Source organism: Motilibacter deserti, from assembly GCF_011250635.1.
Lineage (GTDB): Bacteria > Actinomycetota > Actinomycetes > Motilibacterales > Motilibacteraceae > Motilibacter_A > Motilibacter_A deserti.
The window spans coordinates 92748-112474 of record NZ_JAANNP010000001.1; the positions used below are offsets into that span (position 1 = coordinate 92748).

19 protein-coding genes are annotated in these 19727 nt (G+C 74.1%); 5 read left to right on the forward strand and 14 right to left on the reverse strand.

Translation table 11 applies throughout. The annotated features are described in order from the left end of the window. Nucleotides 1-776, forward strand: a 776-nt coding sequence (locus tag G9H71_RS00395) for a GNAT family N-acetyltransferase (RefSeq protein ID WP_231133960.1), incomplete at its 5' end; no start/stop codon positions are given. Nucleotides 777-806: 30 nt separating this feature from the next. Here the strand turns inward: G9H71_RS00395 and G9H71_RS00400 are convergent. The 3 genes from G9H71_RS00400 to hisI form a co-directional block, all read right to left on the reverse strand. Beyond that, nucleotides 807-1418: a Trp biosynthesis-associated membrane protein gene (locus G9H71_RS00400; protein ID WP_166276287.1), complete on the reverse strand. Its 612-nt coding sequence runs from the start codon at nt 1416-1418 to the stop codon at nt 807-809. After that, a complete protein-coding gene (locus G9H71_RS00405; protein WP_407939663.1) occupies nt 1415-2938 on the reverse strand; it encodes an anthranilate synthase component I in 1524 nt (507 codons plus the stop codon). The genes G9H71_RS00400 and G9H71_RS00405 overlap by 4 nt, the downstream gene beginning before the upstream one ends. 80 nt (nt 2939-3018) lie before the next feature. After that, on the reverse strand, nt 3019-3420 hold the full coding sequence (gene hisI, locus G9H71_RS00410; RefSeq protein WP_166278766.1) for a phosphoribosyl-AMP cyclohydrolase: 402 nt from the start codon (nt 3418-3420) through the stop codon (nt 3019-3021). A 267-nt stretch (nt 3421-3687) separates the two neighbouring features. Between hisI and G9H71_RS24305 the strand changes: the two genes are divergently transcribed. Both G9H71_RS24305 and G9H71_RS00420 read left to right on the forward strand, forming a co-directional pair. Next, the gene (locus G9H71_RS24305) at nt 3688-4719 is read left to right on the forward strand and encodes a DUF3152 domain-containing protein (RefSeq protein ID WP_166276290.1); all 1032 of its coding nucleotides are present in this window, start codon (nt 3688-3690) and stop codon (nt 4717-4719) included. A gap of 120 nt (nt 4720-4839) precedes the next feature. Then, on the forward strand, nt 4840-5469 hold the full coding sequence (locus G9H71_RS00420) for a TIGR03085 family metal-binding protein (protein ID WP_166276293.1): 630 nt from the start codon (nt 4840-4842) through the stop codon (nt 5467-5469). A gap of 15 nt (nt 5470-5484) precedes the next feature. Here G9H71_RS00420 and hisF read toward each other — a convergent pair whose 3' ends face one another. The 8 genes from hisF to hisD all read right to left on the reverse strand — a co-directional run bounded on the left by hisF (nt 5485) and on the right by hisD (nt 13107). Continuing rightward, the gene (gene hisF / locus G9H71_RS00425) at nt 5485-6258 is read right to left on the reverse strand and encodes an imidazole glycerol phosphate synthase subunit HisF (protein WP_166276296.1); all 774 of its coding nucleotides are present in this window, start codon (nt 6256-6258) and stop codon (nt 5485-5487) included. A gap of 23 nt (nt 6259-6281) precedes the next feature. Next, nucleotides 6282-8018 carry a S1 family peptidase gene (locus G9H71_RS00430; protein WP_166276299.1) on the reverse strand — a complete coding sequence of 579 codons (1737 nt, stop codon included), beginning with the start codon at nt 8016-8018 and terminating at the stop codon, nt 6282-6284. 199 nt (nt 8019-8217) lie between these two features. After that, a complete protein-coding gene (gene priA / locus G9H71_RS00435; RefSeq protein WP_166276302.1) occupies nt 8218-8952 on the reverse strand; it encodes a bifunctional 1-(5-phosphoribosyl)-5-((5-phosphoribosylamino)methylideneamino)imidazole-4-carboxamide isomerase/phosphoribosylanthranilate isomerase PriA in 735 nt (244 codons plus the stop codon). A gap of 5 nt (nt 8953-8957) precedes the next feature. Further along, nucleotides 8958-9302, reverse strand: coding sequence for a hypothetical protein (locus G9H71_RS00440; protein WP_166276305.1), 345 nt, complete (start codon nt 9300-9302; stop codon nt 8958-8960). Nucleotides 9303-9432: 130 nt separating this feature from the next. Beyond that, nucleotides 9433-10077, reverse strand: a complete 645-nt coding sequence (gene hisH / locus G9H71_RS00445) for an imidazole glycerol phosphate synthase subunit HisH (RefSeq protein WP_166276308.1) — start codon at nt 10075-10077, stop codon at nt 9433-9435. Beyond that, entirely contained in the window at nt 10077-10709 is a 633-nt protein-coding gene (gene hisB, locus G9H71_RS00450) for an imidazoleglycerol-phosphate dehydratase HisB (protein WP_331272631.1), read from the reverse strand. The genes hisH and hisB overlap by 1 nt, the downstream gene beginning before the upstream one ends. Further along, a complete protein-coding gene (locus tag G9H71_RS00455; protein WP_166276313.1) occupies nt 10706-11812 on the reverse strand; it encodes a histidinol-phosphate transaminase in 1107 nt (368 codons plus the stop codon). Before G9H71_RS00455 ends, hisB begins: the two co-directional genes overlap by 4 nt. Further along, a complete protein-coding gene (gene hisD, locus G9H71_RS00460) occupies nt 11809-13107 on the reverse strand; it encodes a histidinol dehydrogenase (protein ID WP_407939664.1) in 1299 nt (432 codons plus the stop codon). Before hisD ends, G9H71_RS00455 begins: the two co-directional genes overlap by 4 nt. 166 nt (nt 13108-13273) lie before the next feature. Between hisD and G9H71_RS00465 the strand changes: the two genes are divergently transcribed. Both G9H71_RS00465 and ybaK read left to right on the forward strand, forming a co-directional pair. Next, nucleotides 13274-13975 carry an LON peptidase substrate-binding domain-containing protein gene (locus G9H71_RS00465; RefSeq protein WP_166276319.1) on the forward strand — a complete coding sequence of 234 codons (702 nt, stop codon included), beginning with the start codon at nt 13274-13276 and terminating at the stop codon, nt 13973-13975. A 65-nt stretch (nt 13976-14040) separates the two neighbouring features. Then, on the forward strand, nt 14041-14538 hold the full coding sequence (ybaK, locus tag G9H71_RS00470) for a Cys-tRNA(Pro) deacylase (protein WP_166276322.1): 498 nt from the start codon (nt 14041-14043) through the stop codon (nt 14536-14538). A gap of 44 nt (nt 14539-14582) precedes the next feature. On the opposite strand, the gene G9H71_RS00475 is transcribed toward ybaK, so the two are convergent. From G9H71_RS00475 to G9H71_RS00485, 3 genes are all read right to left on the reverse strand, one after another. After that, a complete protein-coding gene (locus G9H71_RS00475; RefSeq protein ID WP_166276325.1) occupies nt 14583-15140 on the reverse strand; it encodes a DUF2567 domain-containing protein in 558 nt (185 codons plus the stop codon). A gap of 183 nt (nt 15141-15323) precedes the next feature. Next, complete coding sequence (gene dnaE, locus G9H71_RS00480; protein ID WP_331272632.1) at nt 15324-18833, reverse strand: DNA polymerase III subunit alpha; 3510 nt, start codon at nt 18831-18833, stop codon at nt 15324-15326. A 228-nt stretch (nt 18834-19061) separates the two neighbouring features. Further along, nucleotides 19062-19610 carry a helix-turn-helix domain-containing protein gene (locus G9H71_RS00485; RefSeq protein WP_166276329.1) on the reverse strand — a complete coding sequence of 183 codons (549 nt, stop codon included), beginning with the start codon at nt 19608-19610 and terminating at the stop codon, nt 19062-19064. Nucleotides 19611-19727 lie beyond the last annotated feature (117 nt).

Here is a 19727-nt window from a genome sequence, read left to right on the forward strand (position 1 = left end):
GGAGTCGCGTGGATCTCGACGTCTCCGACATCCGCCGGGGCGAGGCCCGGTCCGTCGCCGGGGTGCTGGCTGCTGCGCTGCAGGACGACCCCGGCTGGAGCGCGGTCGTCCCGAGTGCCGCCGCCCGGCGCCGCGTCCTGCAGTCCGTCCTTCGCGCGGCCGTCGCCGACGCGGCTCGCTCCGGCCGCGTGCTCGTCGCACGCCCACGCCCGGGCGGCGGCGGGTGCGGGGGCACTCAGGGGGGCACGCAGGAGGTCACCGACAGGCGCTTCGGCGGGCGCACAGGCGACGACACCGGCGACGACACCGGCGACGGCACCGGCGACGGCACCGGTGTGCTCGGCGCGGCCGTCTGGCTGCCCCCGGGCGCGTACCCGATGACCGCTGGGCGCAAGACGTGGGCGGCGCTGCGGCTGCTTCCTGCGGGGGTGCGCGACCCCGGTGGGCTGCGGGCCGCGGCGGCCTTCGGCTCCGCGGTCGACGCGGCCTTCCCGGCCCCGGCCGAAGGACCGGTCGCCTACCTGCAGGTGCTCGGCGTCCGGCCCTCGGCGGCGCGGCGCGGCGTCGGCCGTGCGCTGCTGGCACCGCTGCTCGCGCACCCCTGCGCGGTCTACCTCGAGACCTCCGCCCCCGGCAACGTCGCGTACTACGAGCGCGCCGGCTTCGCGGTGCTCCCCGGCAGCCCTGCGCCCATCGGCGGCCGCGGTCCGGTCATGTGGCGGATGGCCCGCCCCTCGCCGTCGGAACCCCCCGCCTCGCCGACCACGAGGCGATGACGCGCTAAGCAGCGCTCGCCCGTCGCGGCGTCAGTCCGTCGGGTCCTCGCCGCGGTCGAGCGCCGCCCACGCGTCCTTGGGAGCCGCCCGGCGGCCGCCGTCGGGAGCGTCGTAGCGCGCCCCGAGGGCCGCCCACCTGCCCGACCGCGCCACGGCCACGAAACCGGCCGCGGCCAGGACGAGGCCCGCGACGACGGCCACCCACGGCCACGCGGAGAAGGCCACCCCGATCGAGGTGCCGCCGGGCAGCGACTCGGAGGCCTCGCGTGCCGCAGCGGACTCCGAGGTGCCCGCGCGGCCCGCGACGACGGCGAGGCCTGCCCCGGACAGCAGGACCAGGACGGCGACGAGGCGGCGCAGCGGCCCGCGCGCGGCGAGCAGCCCCGCTGCGCCGGCCAGCGCGACGAGCCCCAGGGCGGAAACCGCCGGCGCGAGGTCGCCCGCGGTGAGCGGGACGGGCGGAGCGGCGACCGGTGTGCCGACCGCTCGGGCGGTCGCCCAGGTGCGGCCACCGGACAGCAGGGCGACCGCGCCGGCCGCGACGACGGCGGCCAGCACCAGCCCGCGGTCCCGCGCCCCCCGTCGGGCGCCGGGCTGGGAGTCACCGACGCGCGGGCTGCGCTTGCCCTGGTCCGACGTCACGCCGGGCCGGCTGCCCGACCGCCCAGGGACGGCGCGAGCGGCCCCGCCGCCCGCAGGGTCCCCGCGGTGGCGACCGCACGCAGCACGGCCGCTGCCTTGTGCCGGCACTCGGCGTCCTCGGCCACCGGGTCGGAGTCCGCGACGATCCCGGCCCCGGCCTGGACGTAGGCGCGGCCCTCACGCAGGACGGCCGTCCTGATGGCGATGGCGGTGTCGGCGTCCCCGGCGAAGTCGAGGTAGCCCACGATGCCGCCGTAGGTCCCGCGGCGCGTGGGCTCCAGCTCCTCGATGATCTCCATCGCGCGCGGCTTCGGCGCGCCCGACAGCGTGCCCGCGGGGAAGCAGGCTGCCACGGCGTCGAACGCCGTGCGCCCCGGCGCGAGCGTGCCGACGACTGTCGAGACGATGTGCATGACGTGCGAGTAGCGCTCGATGGACATGAAGTCCACGACCTCGACGCTCCCGGCGGTGCTCACCCGCCCGACGTCGTTGCGGCCCAGGTCGACCAGCATGAGGTGCTCGGCGCGCTCCTTGGGGTCGGCGAGCAGCTCCTGCGCCAGCGCCGCGTCCTCCTCGGGCGTCCCGCCGCGGGGGCGGGTGCCGGCGATCGGGTGCAGCATCGCGCGGCCCTCGGTCACCTTGACCAGCGCCTCGGGGCTCGAGCCCACGATGTCGAACCCCTGGGGCATGCGCAGGAGGTACATGTAGGGGCTGGGGTTGGTCAGCCGGAGCACCCGGTAGACGTCGAGCGCGCTCGCCTGCGTCTCCAGCTCGAAGCGCTGCCCGACGACGATCTGGAACGCCTCGCCGGCGCGGATCGCCTCCTTGGCCGTCTCGACCGAGGCGAGGTAGTCGGCGCGGTCGGTGCGCCCGGTATAGGCCGGGTCGACGGCGGCGTCCAGGGTGGCGACGGTCGCCGGAGCGGCCTGGCCGAGCTCGCCCGTCATGCGCTCGAGCCGGGACAGCGCGTCGGCGTACGCCTCGTCCACGCGCTCGGGGCTGTCGTCCCAGTTGATCGCGTTGGCCACGAGCAGGACGGTGCCGTCGACGTGGTCGAGCACCGCGAGGTCGGTCGCGAGGAGCAGCCCGAGCTCGGGGAGCCGCAGGTCGTCCTCGGCGAGCACCGGCAGGCGCTCGAGGCGGCGTACGGCGTCGTAGCCGATGTAGCCGACGAGCCCGCCCGTCAGGGGCGGCAGCCCGGGCAGCCGGGAGGTGTGCAGCGCCTCGAGCGTGGCACGCACCGCGTCGAGCGGGTCGCCGCCCGAGGGCAGCCCGACCGGCGGCGTGCCCAGCCAGACGGCCTGCCCGTCGGACTCGGTCAGCGTCGCGGCGCTGCGCGCGCCGACGATCGAGTAGCGCGACCACACGCCCCCGTGCTCGGCGGACTCCAGGAGGAACGTCCCCGGCCGCTCCCCCGCCAGCTTGCGGTAGAGCCCGACCGGCGTCTCCCCGTCGGCGAGCAGCCGCCGGGTGACCGGGATGACCCGACGCTCGACCGCGAGCCGGCGGAACTCCTCGATCGTGGGGGCGGCGGTGCCGGCGACCCGGCCCGCAGGGCCTGCAGGGCGGCCCGTCCCGGCGGCGGCGTCGGCGACGGCGGTCACGCGGCGCCTCCCAAGAGCTCGACCGCGTCGAAGCAGGTGCGATCGCCGGTGTGGCAGGCCGCCCCCACCTGGTCCACCGAGACGAGCAGCGCGTCGCCGTCGCAGTCGAGGCGCACGCTCCTGACGTGCTGGACGTGGCCCGAGGTGTCGCCCTTCACCCAGTACTCCTGCCGGCTGCGGCTCCAGTACGTCGCGCGCCCGGTCGTCAGCGTGCGGTGCAGCGCCTCGTCGTCCATCCAGCCGACCATCAGCACCTCGCAGGTGTCCCACTGCTGGACGACGGCGGCGACGAGGCCGTCCGCGTCGCGCTTGAGGCGCGCGGCGACGGCGGGGTCGAGCTCGCTGGAGACGACCCGGCCGGAGGGCTCGAGGACGTTGGGCTCGCGGCCGGCCGGCATCGGGGCGGCGGGCACGGGGTCGGCGGCGGGTGTTCCGGGCACGTGACCATCCTGCCTCACCACGGGCGACCGGTCCGCGCACAGTCCACAGGGGGGTGATGCCCGAATACGGCTTCGCTCTACGATCACTGCGTGGCCCGCGCGCTCCGTCGCGCTCCTGCGCGGCGACGCCTCGCGAGCTCCCGTACTCCGCTCCGGCCGAGCAGCGGCCGGCACGTCGCGCGCGTCCGGGGGCCGGTCAGGGCTGCCCGGCGCGGGCTCGCGTCCGTGCTCCTGTGCCTGCTGGCCGCAGTCCTCGCGCAGACGCTGCCCCTGTCGCGCGCCGGCGCCCCGGTGGCCCCGGGGGCGGTGGGGCTCGCAGCCGCCATACCCGCGCCGACCGGGCCAGCGGCGCCCACCCCGCACGCTGAGGCCGAGCCGGCCACGCCCCGGCCCGCTGAGGCCAAGCCGGCGGCGCCCCGGCCCGCTGAGGCCGAGCCGGCCACGCCCCGGCCTGGTCAGGCCAAGCCGGCGGCGCCCCGGCCCGCTGAGGCCGAGCCAGCGGAACGGGCCGCCCCCGTTCCGGCCGTCGAGCTGACGCTCACCCGGGAGGCGCCGGTCGGGCGCCGGGTCGCCGTCTCGGGCGCGGTCGTGCCGCGGCCCCGCGCCGGCACCGCGGTCGTGCTGCAGCGTCGGGCCGCCGGGCAGTGGACGGCCGTCCAGACGTTGCGCACGGGGACGGCGGGGCGGTTCCGCACGACCGTCCGGCACACGCAGGCCGGTGTCTACGCCTACCGCGCGGCGCTCGCGCGAGGGCCTGCGTCGGCGCCCGCGCGCGTCACCGCCGTGCGCGTCCACACGTACGTGGTGCGCACCCGCGGGGACTTCCCCAGCGCGGTGCGCGAGTTCGCCGCCTCCGCCGCCGCGACCTATGCCGACCCCCGCGGATGGGCGCGCGGCTTCCACCGCTTCCGGCGAGTGGGCTCCGGGGGCGACTTCACGCTGGTGCTCGCCGCCGCGTCCGCCGTGCCGTCGTACGGCCGGGTCTGCGACGCGGCCTACAGCTGCCGCTCGGGCCGCTACGTCGTCATCAACGAGGCGCGCTGGCGCGGCGGGAGCCGCCCGTTCCCCGGCCCCCTGCGCCAGTACCGCCGCATGGTGCTGAACCACGAGACCGGGCACTGGCTCGGGCTGGGCCACGTCGGCTGCCCGCGCGCCGGTGCGCTCGCCCCCGTGATGCAGCAGCAGTCCAAGGGGCTGGCCGGCTGCCGTCCCAACGCGTGGCCACTCGACCGTGAGGTGCGCCGGGTGGCCGGCTGACCCGGAGGCGGGCGTAGGCGGGCGTGGGCGGGCCCGGGGCGGCGGGCGGGGCGTCCACGCGAGGCCGACCGGACGGTGGGCCGGGCTGCGGGCCCCTCGGGGCGCCCGTAGCGTGGCGGCATGAGCCACGCGACGGTCGAACGCCAGGCGCTGTGCGCGACGCTCGAGGCCGTCGGACCCGACGCGCCGACGTTGGACGAGGGCTGGGCCGCGCGCGACCTCGCCGCCCACCTGGTCCTTCGCGAGCGGCGGCTCGACGCGGCGATCGGCATCCTGGCCACGCCGCTCTCCGGCTGGACGCGTCGGGTCCAGGCGGGCATCGCGGCACGGCCATGGCCCGAGCTGGTTGACGCCGTACGCACCGGCCCACCCGGCTGGTCGCCGTACGCGCTGCCCGGAGTGGACGCACGGGCCAACCTCGTCGAGCTCCTCGTCCACCACGAGGACGTGCGGCGGGCGCAGGACGGGTGGCAGCCGCGTGCCCTTCCGCGCGAGCTCGAGGACGCGCTCTGGGGCCAGCTGTCGCGTACGGGACGGCTGCTCTACCGCAAGTCGCCCGCGCCCGTGCTGCTGCGTCGCGACACCGGGCAGGAGGCCACGGTGGCGAAGGGCGCCGGAGCCCCGATCGTCGTCGAAGGCCCGGTGGTCGAGCTGCTGCTCCACGCGTTCGGCCGCGGGTCGCATGCGCAGGCCTGCGTGCGCGGCGACGCGGATGCGGTCGCCCGGCTCGACGCCGGGCTGGGTGTGTGAGCTGGGAGCCGAGAGCTAGCGGACCTCGTGGCCCCGGGCCAGAAGGGCGCTCTTGACTTCACCGATCCGCAGTTGGCCGAAGTGGAAGACGCTCGCCGCCAGCACGGCGTCGGCCCCCGCCTCGACGGCGGGCGCGAAGTCGTCGAGCTTCCCCGCACCGCCACTGGCGATGACGGGGACCGTCACAGCCGCACGGACGGCGCGCAGCATCTCCAGGTCGTAGCCCTGCTGCGTGCCGTCAGCGTCGATGGAGTTGAGGAGCACCTCGCCCACGCCGAGGTCGGCGGCGCGGGCCGCCCATTCGACCGCGTCGATGCCCGTGCCCTTGCGCCCGCCGTGGGTCGTGACCTCGAAGCCGCTCGGCGTGGGGGCGACGTCGGCCGGGCAGCGGCGGGCGTCGACCGAGAGCACGAGGACCTGCGAGCCGAAGCGCTCGGCGATCTCGCGCACCAGCTCGGGCCGGGCCACGGCCGCGGTGTTGACGCCGACCTTGTCGGCCCCGGCGCGCAGCAGCTTGTCCACGTCGGCGACGGTGCGGACGCCGCCGCCGACGGTGAGCGGGATGAAGACCTGCTCCGCGGTCCGGCGGACCACGTCATAAGTCGTCTCCCGCTCACCGCTGCTGGCGGTGATGTCGAGGAACACCAGCTCGTCGGCGCCCTCGGCGTCGTAGACCTTCGCCATCTCGACCGGGTCGCCCGCGTCGCGGATCTCGGTGAACCGGACGCCCTTCACGACGCGCCCGGCGTCGACGTCGAGGCAGGGGATGACACGGACGGCGAGGCTCACGCGCCGAGCCTATGTGAGCTGGGTCAGGAGAACCGGAACGAGCCCAGCTTGACGGAAGAACCTTGCCACGAGGTAGCCGTGGCCTCGCAGACGTAGATCTTGCTCCGATCGGTCGGCGTGTAGGTGTCCGTATTGCTGAGGACCTGCGCGTTTGCCGGGATCGTTGCTGGGACGAATCCGGTCACAGCAACCCAACGGTAGGACAACGTCACGCCCTGCTCGAAGATCACAGCGTTGCAGCCCAGGCGTCCCGTGGCGGGGTCGGCGAGCCCGGTGTTGACGCTCAACCGGGGGTTGGTGATGTTCGGGAAGTACTCATAGTCGTCGCGGGTCACAGAACCCATTGCGTTCGCACTCGTCGCCCGACAGACGAGCCAGCGGCCGGCGGTGGCCTTCAATACGTCGACCGTCAGGACGAGGCTCGGGCTCGTCCCCAGCGGCCGAAGGTCGTTGACCGCGTTCAGTTCGGGGACGGAAAGCCACTGGTAGCTCGTCACGACGCCGGGCACATCAGTGGTAGGCACTGAGCACGCCGCCACGGTGTCAGGGGCAGGCAGAAGCCCACCGTCGGGTATGCCCGTGATGGTCGGGCGACTCGCGAGCACATCAGGCGCCGGCGGCACGGCGACGTCCGCGGCCGCCGTGGCGGTCCCGGCCCGCGACGTGGCCGTCACCTTGCAGGTGAGCGTGCGCCCCGCGTCCGCCTCGGTCAAGACGTGGACAGGGCCACCCTCGAGCTTGCTACTGCCGACGTACCACTCAGGAACCACGCTGCTGGTGTTGGCCGTCCAGGATCCCGCGCCGCACGTGATGGGCTGGCCGAGCGCGACGGTGCCGGACGCCGCCGGGGCGGCGGTGTTGTAGGGCAGCGCGCGGTTCTGCGTCCTGGCGAGCTTCGGGAGCGACGTGCGCGCGGCCTTCGTCCACGCGGAGTAGGCCCCGACGCTGGTGAAGACCGTGGGCGCGAGGTCGCAGCCCTTGGCCGCGCCGTAGCTCGACACGCCCACGACGAAGACGGCCTTTCCGACCTTCGTCGTGAGAGGGCCGCCGCTGTCGCCGTTGCACCCGCCCGCGAAGCGGCCGCGCCCGAGGGAGCGAGCGGCGGCGAGCTGCGTCTTCGGGCTGAAGTAGCGGAACGTGCGGTCGGCGAGGGCGTTGACCTGGCGCAGCGTCGTCGTCCGCAGCTGGCCGGTCAGCTTGCCCTTCTCGTTGTCGCCCCAGCCGTAGATGCGCAGGCCGGCCACACGTCCCGCGCGCGCCTTCGCGGCGAGCGAGGGCGAAGCGAGCCGGGCGTAGGCCCTCAGCGAGAGCGGGACCAGCGGCCGCAGCACAGCCACGTCGTTGACGGCCGTGCGGTCGCGGTAGCCGCTGTGGAAGCGGATGGCCTCGACCGGCACGAGCGTGCCCTTGCGCAGGGCATTGGCCCCGATCTCGACGTAGTAGAGCCCCTTGGCGTCGGGGACGCAGTGCGCCGCCGTGACGATCTCGGTCGGCGAAATGGCGGAGGAGCTGCACAGGGCGTCCGCCGACGTCGCACCCTTGCGCACGTGCCAGAGCGGGAGCACCCAGGGCACCGTGCTGGCCGGGCGGGCGACCACCGTGCCGTGCGTGACGGAGCGCGTCACACCGAGCTCGGGCAGTGCGGGGACGGCCGGCGCGACGGCAGTCGACGTCGCACCGGCGGTCGACGCCGCGCCGGCGGTCGAGGCAGGCCGCGACAAGGCTGCTGCGGAGGCTGCGGGCGCAACGTCGGCGGACACTGCCGGAAGGGTCGAGGCCTGCGCCGGAAGGGCACCGACGGCGGCCGTGGGAACGAGGAACAGGGCCGGCAGGACGAGCCGGGCACGCATCATGAAGTACCCCCAGGGTGAATGCGGGGTGAGCATAAGCGGCGCGTCCGACAAGGCGGCTGTGACATCCACAGCACCACCCGGGTGGTGCAGCCGCTCCCTGGCGTCCTCAGCCGGCGACGGCGAGCGCTTCCTCCAGCGTGAACGCGCCGGCGTAGAGCGCCTTTCCGACGATCGAGCCCTCGACCCCGGACGGGACCAGGGTCCGCAGGGCCCGCAGGTCGTCGAGCGTGCTCACGCCACCGGATGCGATCACCGGCTTGTCCGTGGCGGCGCACACCGAGCGGAGCAGGTCGAGGTTCGGGCCCTGCAGCGTGCCGTCCTTGTTGACGTCGGTGACGACGTAGCGGGCGCAGCCGTCGCGGTCGAGCCGCTCGAGGACCTCGAAGAGCTCGCCGCCCTCCTGCGTCCAGCCCCGCGCGGCGAGGGTCGTCCCGCGCACGTCGAGGCCCACGGCGATCAGGTCGCCGAACTCGCCGATCGCGCGGCGCACCCACTCCGGCGACTCGAGGGCCGCCGTCCCGAGGTTGACGCGGGCGCACCCGGTCGCGAGGGCCGCGCGCAGGGACTCGTCGTCACGGATCCCTCCGGACAGCTCGACCTTGGCGTCGACGCTGCGGACGACCTCTGCGAGCAGCTCGCGGTTGGAGCCGCGGCCGAAGGCGGCGTCGAGGTCGACCAGGTGGATCCACTCCGCCCCGGCGGCCTCCCACGCGCGGGCGGCGGCGAGCGGCTCGCCGTAGGACGTCTCGCTGCCCGCAGCGCCCTGGACGAGGCGGACGGCCTGGCCGTCGGCGACGTCGACGGCGGGCAGCAGGACCAGGCGGTCGGAGAGGTCGGTCACGGGAGTCAGTGCCTCCGGTCGAAGAGGAGAGTGGCCAGGACGGGAGCGGCCACGACGGCGAGCAAGAGCGCACCGGCACGCAGCAGCCAGTCGGACGTGGAGAGCCAGACGGCGCCCTGGGCGAGGACCAGCAGGGCGATCAGGCTGAGGGTCTGGACCCGGCGCCGGCGGGCACGCGGGCCGGTCGGACGGCCGACACGGGTGCGCCGCGGCAGCTTGGCCCGCGCTCGCGTGAGCGCCGTGCGCCGCTTGCGCGAGCGCGCCTCGCGCAGCTCACGCTCCCGTGTCGCGCGCGCCCGCTCGGCCTCGAGGAGGGCGCGCCGACGCGCCCGCTCACCCTTGGCCGCCACGGGCCAGAACCTTAACGGCTGCCGCAGCGCAGCCGGTCGGGCGCCAGGGGTGGCGTCACGTGCCCTGGCCCGAGCCGCCTGCCGGCACAGGGCAGGTCGCGCCCGCCCTCGGAACGAGGGCTCGCAGGGGTCAGGTGAGCGTGCGCAGCCAGTTCTCGAGCAGCGCCGCACCCGCGTCGCCGGACTTCTCGGGGTGGAACTGGGTCGCGCTGAGCGTGCCGTTCTCGACGGCGGCGAGGAACGGGTGGCCGTGCCGGGACCAGGTCAGCAGCGGGGCCGGGTACCGGTCCGAGGGCGGCATGTCCATGCCACGCACGCCGTAGGAGTGGACGAAGTAGAACCGCTCGCCCTCGAGCCCGGCGAACAGCCGGGTGCCCTCCGGCACGTCCACGGTGTTCCAGCCCATGTGCGGGAGCACGGGCGCCTCGAGCCGGTCGACGACGCCGGGCCACTCCCCGCAGCCGGCGGACTCGACGCCGTGCTCGACGCCCTTCTCGAACAGGATCTGCATGCCCACGCAGATGCCCAGCACCGGGCGGCCCCCGGCCAGCCGGCGCCCGATGACCTCGCCGCCGCGTACGGCCCGCAGCCCCTTCATGCACGCCGCGAACGCCCCGACGCCGGGCACGACGAGCCCGTCGGCGGCCTCGGCGACCGCGCGGTCGGAGGTCAGCGTGACGTCGGCCCCGACCCGCTCGAGCGCGCGCACGGCCGAGCGAAGGTTGCCCGAGCCGTAGTCGAGGACGGCGACCTTCGGCCCGTTGGACGGGGCCATCAGAGCGTGCCCTTGGTCGACGGCACGCCGACGACACGAGGGTCGTAGGCGACCGCGTCGCGCAGCGCCCGGCCCAGCGCCTTGAACTGCGCCTCGACGAGGTGGTGCGGGTCGCGGCCGGCGAGCACCCGCACGTGCAGGGCGATCGCGGCGTTGAACGAGAGGCTCTCGATGACGTGCCGGGTCAGCGAGCCGACGTAGTCGCCGCCGATGACCACATAGGCCTGCCCCTCCGGCTCCCCGGTGTGGACGCAGTAGGGGCGGCCCGCGAGGTCGACCGCGACCTGGACGAGCGTCTCGTCCAGCGGGACCAGCGCGTCGCCGAACCGCCGGATGCCGGACTTGTCGCCGAGGGCCTGGCGCAGCGCCTCGCCGAGGGCGATGGCCGTGTCCTCGACCGTGTGGTGGGCGTCGATGTGGGTGTCGCCCGAGGTCTTGACCGTCAGGTCGAGCAGCCCGTGCTTGCCGAGCTGGGCCAGCATGTGGTCGTAGAAGCCGACCCCGGTCGAGACGTCGACCGTGCCGCTGCCGTCGAGGTCGACCTCGACGAGCACCGACGACTCCTTGGTGGCCCGCTCGACCCGGCCGACCCGTCGCCGGGCTGTCCCGCTCTCCACGCTTCCTCCGCTCACTGCGTCTCCCCTGCCTCGTCCCGCGCCGCGTCAAGGGCGTCCAGGAAGGCGCTCGTCTCGTCCTCGGTCCCCGCCGTCACGCGCAGCCAGCCGCTCAGGCCCACTTCGCGCACGAGCACCCCCCGCTCCAACAGCGCCCGCCACACCCGCGCTTGTTCCGCGAAGCGGCCGAAGAGGACGAAGTTGGCGTCGCTGTCGACCACGTCGTAGCCCCGCGCCCGCAGCTCGGTGACGATCCGGTCGCGCTGGGCCTTGACCAGGTCCACGGAGGCGAGCGTGTCGTCGGCGTGCCGGAGCGCCGCGCGCGCGGCCTCCTGGGAGACCACCGACAGGTGGTACGGCAGCCGCACCAACCGCAGCGCGTCCACCACCGCGGGGTCGGCAGCGAGGTAGCCCAGGCGCCCGCCGGCGAAGGCGAAGGCCTTGGACATCGTGCGCGTCACGATGAGGCGCGGCCGTCCGGGGAGCAGCCGGAGCAGCGAGGGCGCGTGGCTGAACTCGGCGTAGGCCTCGTCGACCACCACCATGCCCGCGGTGGCGGCGTAGACCTCCTCGACGACGTCCGGGTCCAGCGCCGTGCCCGTGGGGTTGTTCGGCGAGCACAGGAAGACCACGTCGGGGGCGTGCTCGGCCACGGCCTCCACCGCGGCCGCGGGGTCGATGCGGAAGCCGGACTCCACCTCCCGGCGGGCGACGACGTAGGACGTCGACGTGCCCTCGGCGATGAGCGAGTGCATCGAGTAGGTCGGCTCGAAGCCGAGCGCCGTGCGGCCCGGCCCGCCGAACGCCTGCAGGATCTGCTGCAGGACCTCGTTGGAGCCGTTGGCGGCCCAGACCTGCTCGGCGCTCAGCTGCACCCCGCCCGAGCGGGAGAGGTAGGCCGCCAGGTCCCCGCGCAGGGCGAGCGCCTCCCGGTCCGGGTAGCGGTTGAGCGAGGACGCGGCGGCGGACACGGACGCCGCGAGGTCCGCGACGAGCGCGGCGCTCGGCGGGTAGGGGTTCTCGTTGGTGTTGAGCCGCACCGGCACGTCGAGCTGGGGCGCGCCGTACGGCGCCTTGCCGCGCAGCTCGGCGCGCAGCGGCAGCTCCTCGAGGGCGGTCACGCGTCACCCTCGGCCGGGATGCGAGCGCGGACGGCGGCGACGTGCGCGACGAGGTCCTCGGCGTTGCCGAGCGCATCGATGTGGTCGGCCACCTGCGCCAGCGCCTCCTTCGTGTAGTCCACGACGTGGATCCCGCGCAGGAACGTCTGCACGGACAGGCCAGCGTTGAAGCGCGCCGTCCCGCCGGTCGGGAGCACGTGGTTGGAGCCGGCGAGGTAGTCGCCGAGGCTCACCGGGGACCAGGGCCCGACGAAGATCGCTCCCGCGTTGGTCACCCGGGCGGCCCACGCGGACGCGTCGCGGGTGATGACCTCCAGGTGCTCGGCCGCCCACTCGTCGACCACCACGAGGCCGTGCTCCAGGTCGTCGACGAGGACGTAGGCCGACTGCCCCCGCAGCGCCTGCCCGATGCGCTCCTGGTGCTTGGTGAGCGCGAACTGCCGCTCGATCTCGGCGTCCACGGCGTCGACCAGCTCGGCGCTCGGCGTCACCAGCAGGCAGCTCGCGTTGGGGTCGTGCTCGGCCTGCGAGAGCAGGTCAGCCGCGACGAACGCCGGGTCGGCCGTGTCGTCGGCCAGGATGCCGATCTCGGTTGGGCCGGCCTCGGAGTCGATGCCGATGCGGCCGCGCAGCAGCCGCTTGGCGGCGGCGACGTAGACGTTGCCCGGCCCGGTCACCATGTCCACCGGGCGGCACTCCTCGGTGCCGTAGGCGAACATCGCGATGGCCTGCGCACCGCCCACGGCGTAGACCTCGTCGACGCCCAGCAGGGCACAGGCGGCGAGGACGCTCGGGTGCGGGAGCCCGCCGTACTCGCGCTGCGGGGGCGACGCGACCGCGAGCGAGCCGACGCCGGCCACCTGAGCAGGGACGACGTTCATGATCACCGAAGACGGATAGGCGAGGAGGCCACCGGGCGCGTAGAGCCCGACGCGGCGCACCGGCACCCAGCGCTCGGTCACCACGCCGCCGGCCGCGACCTCCACGCGCTCGTCCGGGCGCAGCTGGGCCCGGGACACGATGCGCGCACGCCGGGCCGACTCCTCGATGGCGGCCCGGAGCGCGGGGTCGAGGTCGCGGACGGCGTCGTCGAGCGCCGACTGCGGCACGCGGCAGCCCTCGAGGCTCACCCCGTCGAACCGGCTCGTGGCCTCCAGGACAGCGACCAGCCCCCGCTCCCGGACGTCCTCCACGACCGGGCGCACCACCTCGACGGCGGTCTCGACGTCGAGCGCCGGCCGCGGCAGCACGGCGGCCGCCAGGGCGGCGTCATGGGACCGGCCGCGCAGGTCCACCCGGGCGACGAAGCCCTCGCGAGTGGACGGGGCCGAGCCGGGAGTGCCGCGTTCCGGTGCAGAGGTCGAGGTCACGGACCAAGTCTAGGGACCGCGCGAGCGCGCCAGGGCCGGCGCGACCGGGCTGGGGAAGATCGGGCGGACGGCTGTGGAATACCGTTGCCACGTGCCCGAGCGGCTTCCGCTGTTCCCCCTCGGCGCCGTGCTCTTCCCCGGCGCGACGCTCGCGCTCCACGTCTTCGAGGAGCGCTACCGGGCGCTCGTCGAGCACCTGCTCGACCTGCCGGCCGACGCGCCGCGCTCCTTTGGCGTGGTCGCCATCCGGTCCGGGCGCGAGGTGGGCCAGAGCTTCACCGCCGTCGGCGAGCCCCGCGAGCACCTGCACGACGTCGGCTGCGTGGCCGAGATCCGCGACGTGGAGGCCTACTCGGACGGGCGCTACGACATCGTCACGAGCGGGACGCGCCGCTTCCGGCTGGAGAGCCTGGAGCCGCCGGGAGCGTCGGGCGGGCCGTGGACCGGCGGCGTCGTCGAGTGGCTGCCCGAGCCCGCGGACGGCGCCGACGCGGGACGCCGAGCCGTCGCCGTGGCCCGGCTGCTGGCCGAGTACGTCGCGGCGCTCCCTGCGTCGGTCGCCCGCGAGCTTCCCCTGCCGGACGGGCGCGGGGGGCTCACACCGGCTGCGCTGTCGTACGCAGTCGCGAGCTCGCTCGTCGTGCCGCAGGACGAGCGCCAGCTGCTGCTCGCGGCACCCGACACCGAGCGACGGCTCGCCCTCGAGGCCCGGCTGCTACGCCGTGAGACCGCTCTCGTGTCCGCCCTCGCGGCCGTCCCGCTGCACGCACCGGCCACGACGCTGCCGAACTGAGGCGGGAGCACGGCAGGCCGAAACCGCGCGCGCCGGGCGGGAGTGGCTCGGTAGCCTCCCGCCCCGTGGCGAAGCGTGCGGGTGGGAAGGCGGCCGGTGGCACTCCGGCGACGGTGGCGCTGACGGCGGCGGGGGTGGCCTTCGTCGCCCGGCCCTACGACCACGACCCCTCCGCCAAGTCCTACGGGCTCGAAGCCGCGCAAGCGCTCGGGGTGGAGCCCGCGCGGGTCTTCAAGACCCTGCTCGCCGACGTCGACGGCACGCTCGCCGTCGGCGTGGTGCCGGTGAGTGCCCAGCTCGATCTGAAGGCCCTGGCCGGCGTGCTCGGGGCGAAGAAGGCGAGCATGGCCGACCCGGCCGCGGCCGAGCGGTCGACGGGGTACGTCGTCGGCGGCATCAGCCCGATCGGCCAGCGCAAGCAGCTGGCCACCGTGGTCGACGAGAGCGCGCTGGCGCACGGGACAGTGCTGGTGTCCGGGGGCCGTCGCGGGTTCGACATCGAGCTGGCGCCCGCCGACCTCGTGCGGGTCACCGGCGCGCGAACGGGTGCGATCGCGCGCTGAAGTGCGTTGGCGACCGCCGCCCGGACGAGGTGAGCCGCGCGCAGTCAGGTGCCGCTCGGGCGCTCGCCCACGCGGCGCCGGCCATGGCGGCCGGGCTCGTGCGGGCCGGCGGCCCGGGCTCTGCCGTCGCCCGCCGGGGGGTCGTCGACGCCGAAGCCGGCCGTGAGCGCGAAGAAGATGACCGTGGCCGCGATCGGCCAGCACAGCAGCACGCCGTAGGCGTGCAGGTCGAGCGCGGCGATGACCCGCTCCCCGACCGCATGCCCGTCGGCCGACAGCTCCCCCGGCCCGAGCCGCGAGCCCGCCTGCCACGCGACCGCCGAGCCGAGCAGGCCGCCCAGGACCAGCCCGAGCAGCGCGTACGAGCCCGTGCGGCCGAACCGGACGAAGGCGAGCAGGGCACAGAGCACTCCGGCCACGATCGCGACGCAGGCGAACCAGGCCTCCGCGCCGAAGACGGCAGGGGTGGGGTCCGGGACGATGCCGTCGGCCGTCACGGTGCCTTCGACCTGCGGCGCCACCCACTGCCAGGCAGCTCCGGCGAGGAGGCCGACGAGCGCGGAGCCGAGGGCGACGACAGCGGCCGCCCGCAGCCCGGCCACCCAGCCGAAGCGTGCAGCGAAGCCGCGCGGGCTCACTCTGCTTGCGCGCTGCAGGCGCGGCTGGCGTCGGTCACGTCGAAAGACATTACGACGAGGTCACGAGTGGCGCGGGCCACACCGCTCTGTCCACCCATCCGAGTGGCCGGGAGCCCGGCTGTGAACCGCGACCGGGCTCCGGGAAGGTCAGCCGAGGCAGGCCGGGCCGAGCAGCGCCTTGAGGTCGCCGAACAGGGCAGGCGTCGGAGTGACCCGCAGCCCGTCGTCGATGCGCAGGACGGTGGTCTTGCCGCGGCCGCGCAGCGCGAGGTGCACCTCGGTGATGCCCGGATGCGCGGCCAGCACCTCGCGGAGCCGCTCGACCACGGGCGGGGTGCACCGCTGCGTCGGCAGCGAGATGCGCACCGGGCCTCCGGTCGCACCCTCGGTCAGGTCGGGGACCTGCAGGTCCATCGCGATCAGCTTGGGGACGTCCTCGCGCTTGTCCAGCCGCCCCTTCACGACCACGACGGCGTCCTCGGCCAGCGACATCGCCACCAGCTGGTAGGTCGCCGGGAAGAAGAGGCACTCGATCGCGCCCTCGAGGTCCTCGATCGTCGCGATGGCCCACGGGTTGCCCTGCTTGGTGAGCTTGCGCTGCAGCCCCGACACGAGCCCACCGATCGTCACGACCTGGCCGTCGGGACGGTCCTCGTCGGCCATGAGGGCCGAGATCGTGCAGTCGCTCTGGGCGGCGAGGACGTGCTCGACGCCGAGCAGCGGGTGGTCGCTGACGTAGAGGCCGAGCATCTCCCGCTCGTAGGCCAGCAGGACGGACTTGTCCCACTCCCCCACGCCGAACTGCACCGCGCCGAGCGTGGCACCCGGGCCGTCCCCGTCGTCGCCCATCGCGCCGAACAGCGAGTCCTGCCCGATCGCCTCGTTGCGCTTGACGTCGACGTGCAGGTCGACGAGCTCCTCGTGCTTGTCCAGCAGCGCGCGCCGCGTCACCCCGAGCGAGTCGAAGGCGCCGGCCTTGGTCAGCGACTCGATGACCCGCTTGTTGCAGACGACGAGCGGGACTTTGGCGAAGAAGTCCTCGACGTCGGTGTAGAGGCTCTTCTCCACGCGGGTCGCGCAGATGGCCTCGACGACGTTGGCCCCGACGTTGCGGATCGCGGTCAGCCCGAAGCGGATGTCCGAGCCGCGCGGGGTGAAGTTCGCGTCGGACTCGTTGACGTCCGGCGGAAGCACCTTGATGCCCATGCGGCGGCATTCGTTGAGGTAGAGCGCCGACTTGTCCTTGTCGTCGCGCACGCTCGTCAGCAGCGCGGCCATGTATTCGGCCGGGTAGTTCGCCTTCAGGAACGCCGTCCAGTAGGAGACGAGGCCGTAGGCGGCGGAGTGCGCTTTGTTGAAGGCGTAGTCGGAGAACGGGAGGAGGATGTCCCAGAGCGTCTTGATCGCGGCCTCGGAATAGCCCCGCTCCTTCATCCCGCCCGCGAAGTTGACGTACTCCTTGTCCAGGACCTCGCGCTTCTTCTTGCCCATCGCGCGGCGCAGCAGGTCTGCTTGTCCGAGCGAGTAGCCGGCGAGCTTCTGCGCGATCGCCATGACCTGCTCTTGGTAGACGATCAGGCCGAACGTCCCGCCGAGGATGTCGGCGAGCGGCTCCTCGAGCTCGGGGTGGATCGGGATGACCGGCTTGCGCTTGTTCTTGCGGTCGGCGTAGTCGTTGTGCGCGTTGGCGCCCATCGGGCCGGGGCGGTAGAGCGCGCCGACGGCGGAGATGTCCTCGAAGTTGTCCGGGCGCATGGAGCGCAGCAGCGCGCGCATCGGGCCGCCGTCGAACTGGAAGACGCCGAGCGTGTCGCCGCGCGAGAGCAGCTCGTAGGTCGCCGGGTCGTCGAGGGTGAGCGCCTCGAGGTCGGGGACCTCCTTGCCGTTGACGGCGATGTTCTTCAGGCAGTCGTCGATGATCGTGAGGTTGCGCAGCCCGAGGAAGTCCATCTTGAGCAGGCCGAGCGTCTCGCAGGTCGGGTAGTCGAACTGCGTGATGATCGCGCCGTCCTGCTCGCGCTTCATGATCGGGATGTGATCGATGAGCGGCTCGCTGGACATGATGACGGCGCAGGCGTGCACGCCCCACTGGCGCTTCAGCCCCTCGAGCCCCATCGCCGTGTCGACGACCTTCTTGACCTCGACGTCGGCCTCGTAGAGCGAGCGGAACTCTCCCGCCTCGGAATAGCGCTTGTGCGAGGAGTCGAAGATCCCCTTGAGCGGGATGTCCTTGCCCATCACCGCCGGCGGCATCGCCTTGGTGATGCGGTCGCCCATGGCGAACGGGTGGCCGAGGACGCGCGCGGAGTCCTTGATGGCCTGCTTGGCCTTGATGGTGCCGTAGGTGACGACCTGGGAGACCCGGTCCACGCCGTACTTCTCGGTGACGTACTGGATGACCTCGCCGCGCCGACGCTCGTCGAAGTCGATGTCGACGTCGGGCATCGAGACGCGCTCGGGGTTGAGGAACCGCTCGAAGAGCAGCCCGTGCTGGAGCGGGTCCAGGTCCGTGATGCCCATGACGTACGCCGCCAGCGAGCCCGCCGCCGAGCCGCGGCCCGGGCCGACGCGGATGCCCTGGGACTTGGCCCACCCGATGAAGTCGGCGACGACGAGGAAGTAGCCCGGGAAGCCCATCTGCAGGATGACGCCGACCTCGTAGTCGGCCTGCTTGCGCACGTGGTCCGGGACGCCGCCCGGGTAGCGCCGGAGGAGGCCGCGCTCGACCTCCTTGACGAACCAGGTGTGCTCGGACTCGCCCTCGGGGACGGGGAAGCGCGGGGCGAGGTTGGCGCCCTCGGTGAACTCGACGTTGCAGCGCTCGGCGACGAGCAGCGTGTTGTCGCAGGCCTCGGGGAACTGGGACCACAGCGAGCGCATCTCGTGCGCGGGCTTGAGGTAGAAGTCCTGTGCGTCGAACTTGAACCGGTTGGGGTCGGCGAAGGTCGACCCGGACTGGACGCACAGCAGGATCTCGTGCGCCGTGGCGTCCTTGGCGTAGGTGTAGTGCAGGTCGTTGGTGGCCAGCAGTGGCAGCTGCAGGTCCTTGGCGAGGCGGAACAGGTCCTCGTGGGCCCGCTTCTCGATGCCGATGCCGTGGTCCATCAGCTCGCAGTAGAAGTTCTCGCGGCCGAAGATGTCGCGGAACTCCCCCGCGGCCTCGCGGGCCAGGTCGTACTGCCCCAGGCGGAGCCGGGTCTGGATCTCCCCCGACGGGCAGCCGGTAGTGGCGATGAGCCCCTTGCCGTACTGCGAGAGCAGCTCGCGGTCCATGCGCGGCTTGTAGAAGAAGCCCTCGAGGCTGGCCCGAGACGAGAGCCGGAAGAGGTTGTGCATCCCCTCCGTCGTCTCGGCGAGCAGCGTCATGTGGGTGTAGGCGCCGGAGCCGGAGACGTCGTCCTCACCGCCGTTGCCCCACCGCGCGCGCGTGCGGTCACTGCGGTGGATGTGCCCCGGCGCGAGGTAGGCCTCGGTGCCGATGATCGGCTTGACGCCGTGCGACTTGGCCTTTTTGTAGAAGTCGTAGGCGCCGAAGACGTTGCCGTGGTCGGTCATCGCGACCGCCGGCATGCCCATCCGGGACGCCTCCGCGAAGAGGTCGTCCAGCCGGGCCGCACCGTCGAGCATGGAGTACTCCGTGTGCACGTGCAGGTGCACGAAGCTCGACTCGTTGCCTCCGTCTGACACTGGCTCGCGCCCCCTGTGCTGCTCCCTGACCTGCCCGACGAGAGTAGGCGAGACCACTGACACGACACGCGGAGCGAGCGTGGCTCTCGTCGTGTCGGGGCCGGGCGGCCGCTTCCTGAGGACGAAGCGACGGGGAAGGCGGCGGCCAGCTGCCGGACGAGCTGCCAGCCCGGGCGCCGGGCGGCGGGTGGCTCTGCTTCAGGTCGGCTGCCGGATCACGAGCGCGGCCTCGACCGGCTCGTCCCCGACGGCCGCGTACGTGTGCGGCCGGTCCGTCGCGAGCGCGACGAAGCCGCCTGCCGCCACCTCGACCTCGGCGCCGGGCGGCCCCACCCGCAACGTGCCACGGAACACGAGCAGGTGCTCCGCGGTCCCCCGCGGATGCGCCGGCGAGCTCTGGACCGCCCCCGGCCGGACGTCGAGCCGGTAGAGCTCGGTCGTCATCCCCGGGTCCGCGAAGGAGCGCAGGAGTGTCCCGGTGACGGCGTCACCGGCCACGCTCGGGGCGGGATCGGAGGAGCCCGGCCCGGCCAGGAGCGCGCCGAGCGGGACGCCGAGCTGGGCCGCCACCGCGTACAACGTCTCCAGCCGGGCGTTGCGCGTGCCCGCTTCGAGCCCCGACAGCGTCGCCTTGCCGATCCCCGCGTCCGCGGCCAGCCGGGAGAGGCTGAGCCCTCGCTCGGTGCGCAACGCGCGGATGCGGGCGCCGACCGCAGTCGGCGAGGCACTCTTCGCCGGCTCGTCCATCGCCCCATCATCTACCCTCGTTCCGTATTCGGAACACAGGAGGCGGGCATGGCCGAGCGGCACGAGGGCACCTCCGCCTCTGCGAGCGGCATGCCCGGCGAGGCGAGTGCCGCCGGG

What these genes read in the sequence shown, in the direction of transcription:
- G9H71_RS00485 (WP_166276329.1), bottom strand. Translation starts at nt 19,610, where the DNA reads ATGGACGAGCCGGCGAAGAGTGCCTCGCCGACTGCGGTCGGCGCCCGC.
- G9H71_RS00420 (WP_166276293.1), top strand. Translation starts at nt 4,840, where the DNA reads ATGAGCCACGCGACGGTCGAACGCCAGGCGCTGTGCGCGACGCTCGAG.
- hisH (WP_166276308.1), bottom strand. Translation starts at nt 10,077, where the DNA reads ATGGCCCCGTCCAACGGGCCGAAGGTCGCCGTCCTCGACTACGGCTCG.
- hisI (WP_166278766.1), bottom strand. Translation starts at nt 3,420, where the DNA reads ATGCCGGCCGGCCGCGAGCCCAACGTCCTCGAGCCCTCCGGCCGGGTC.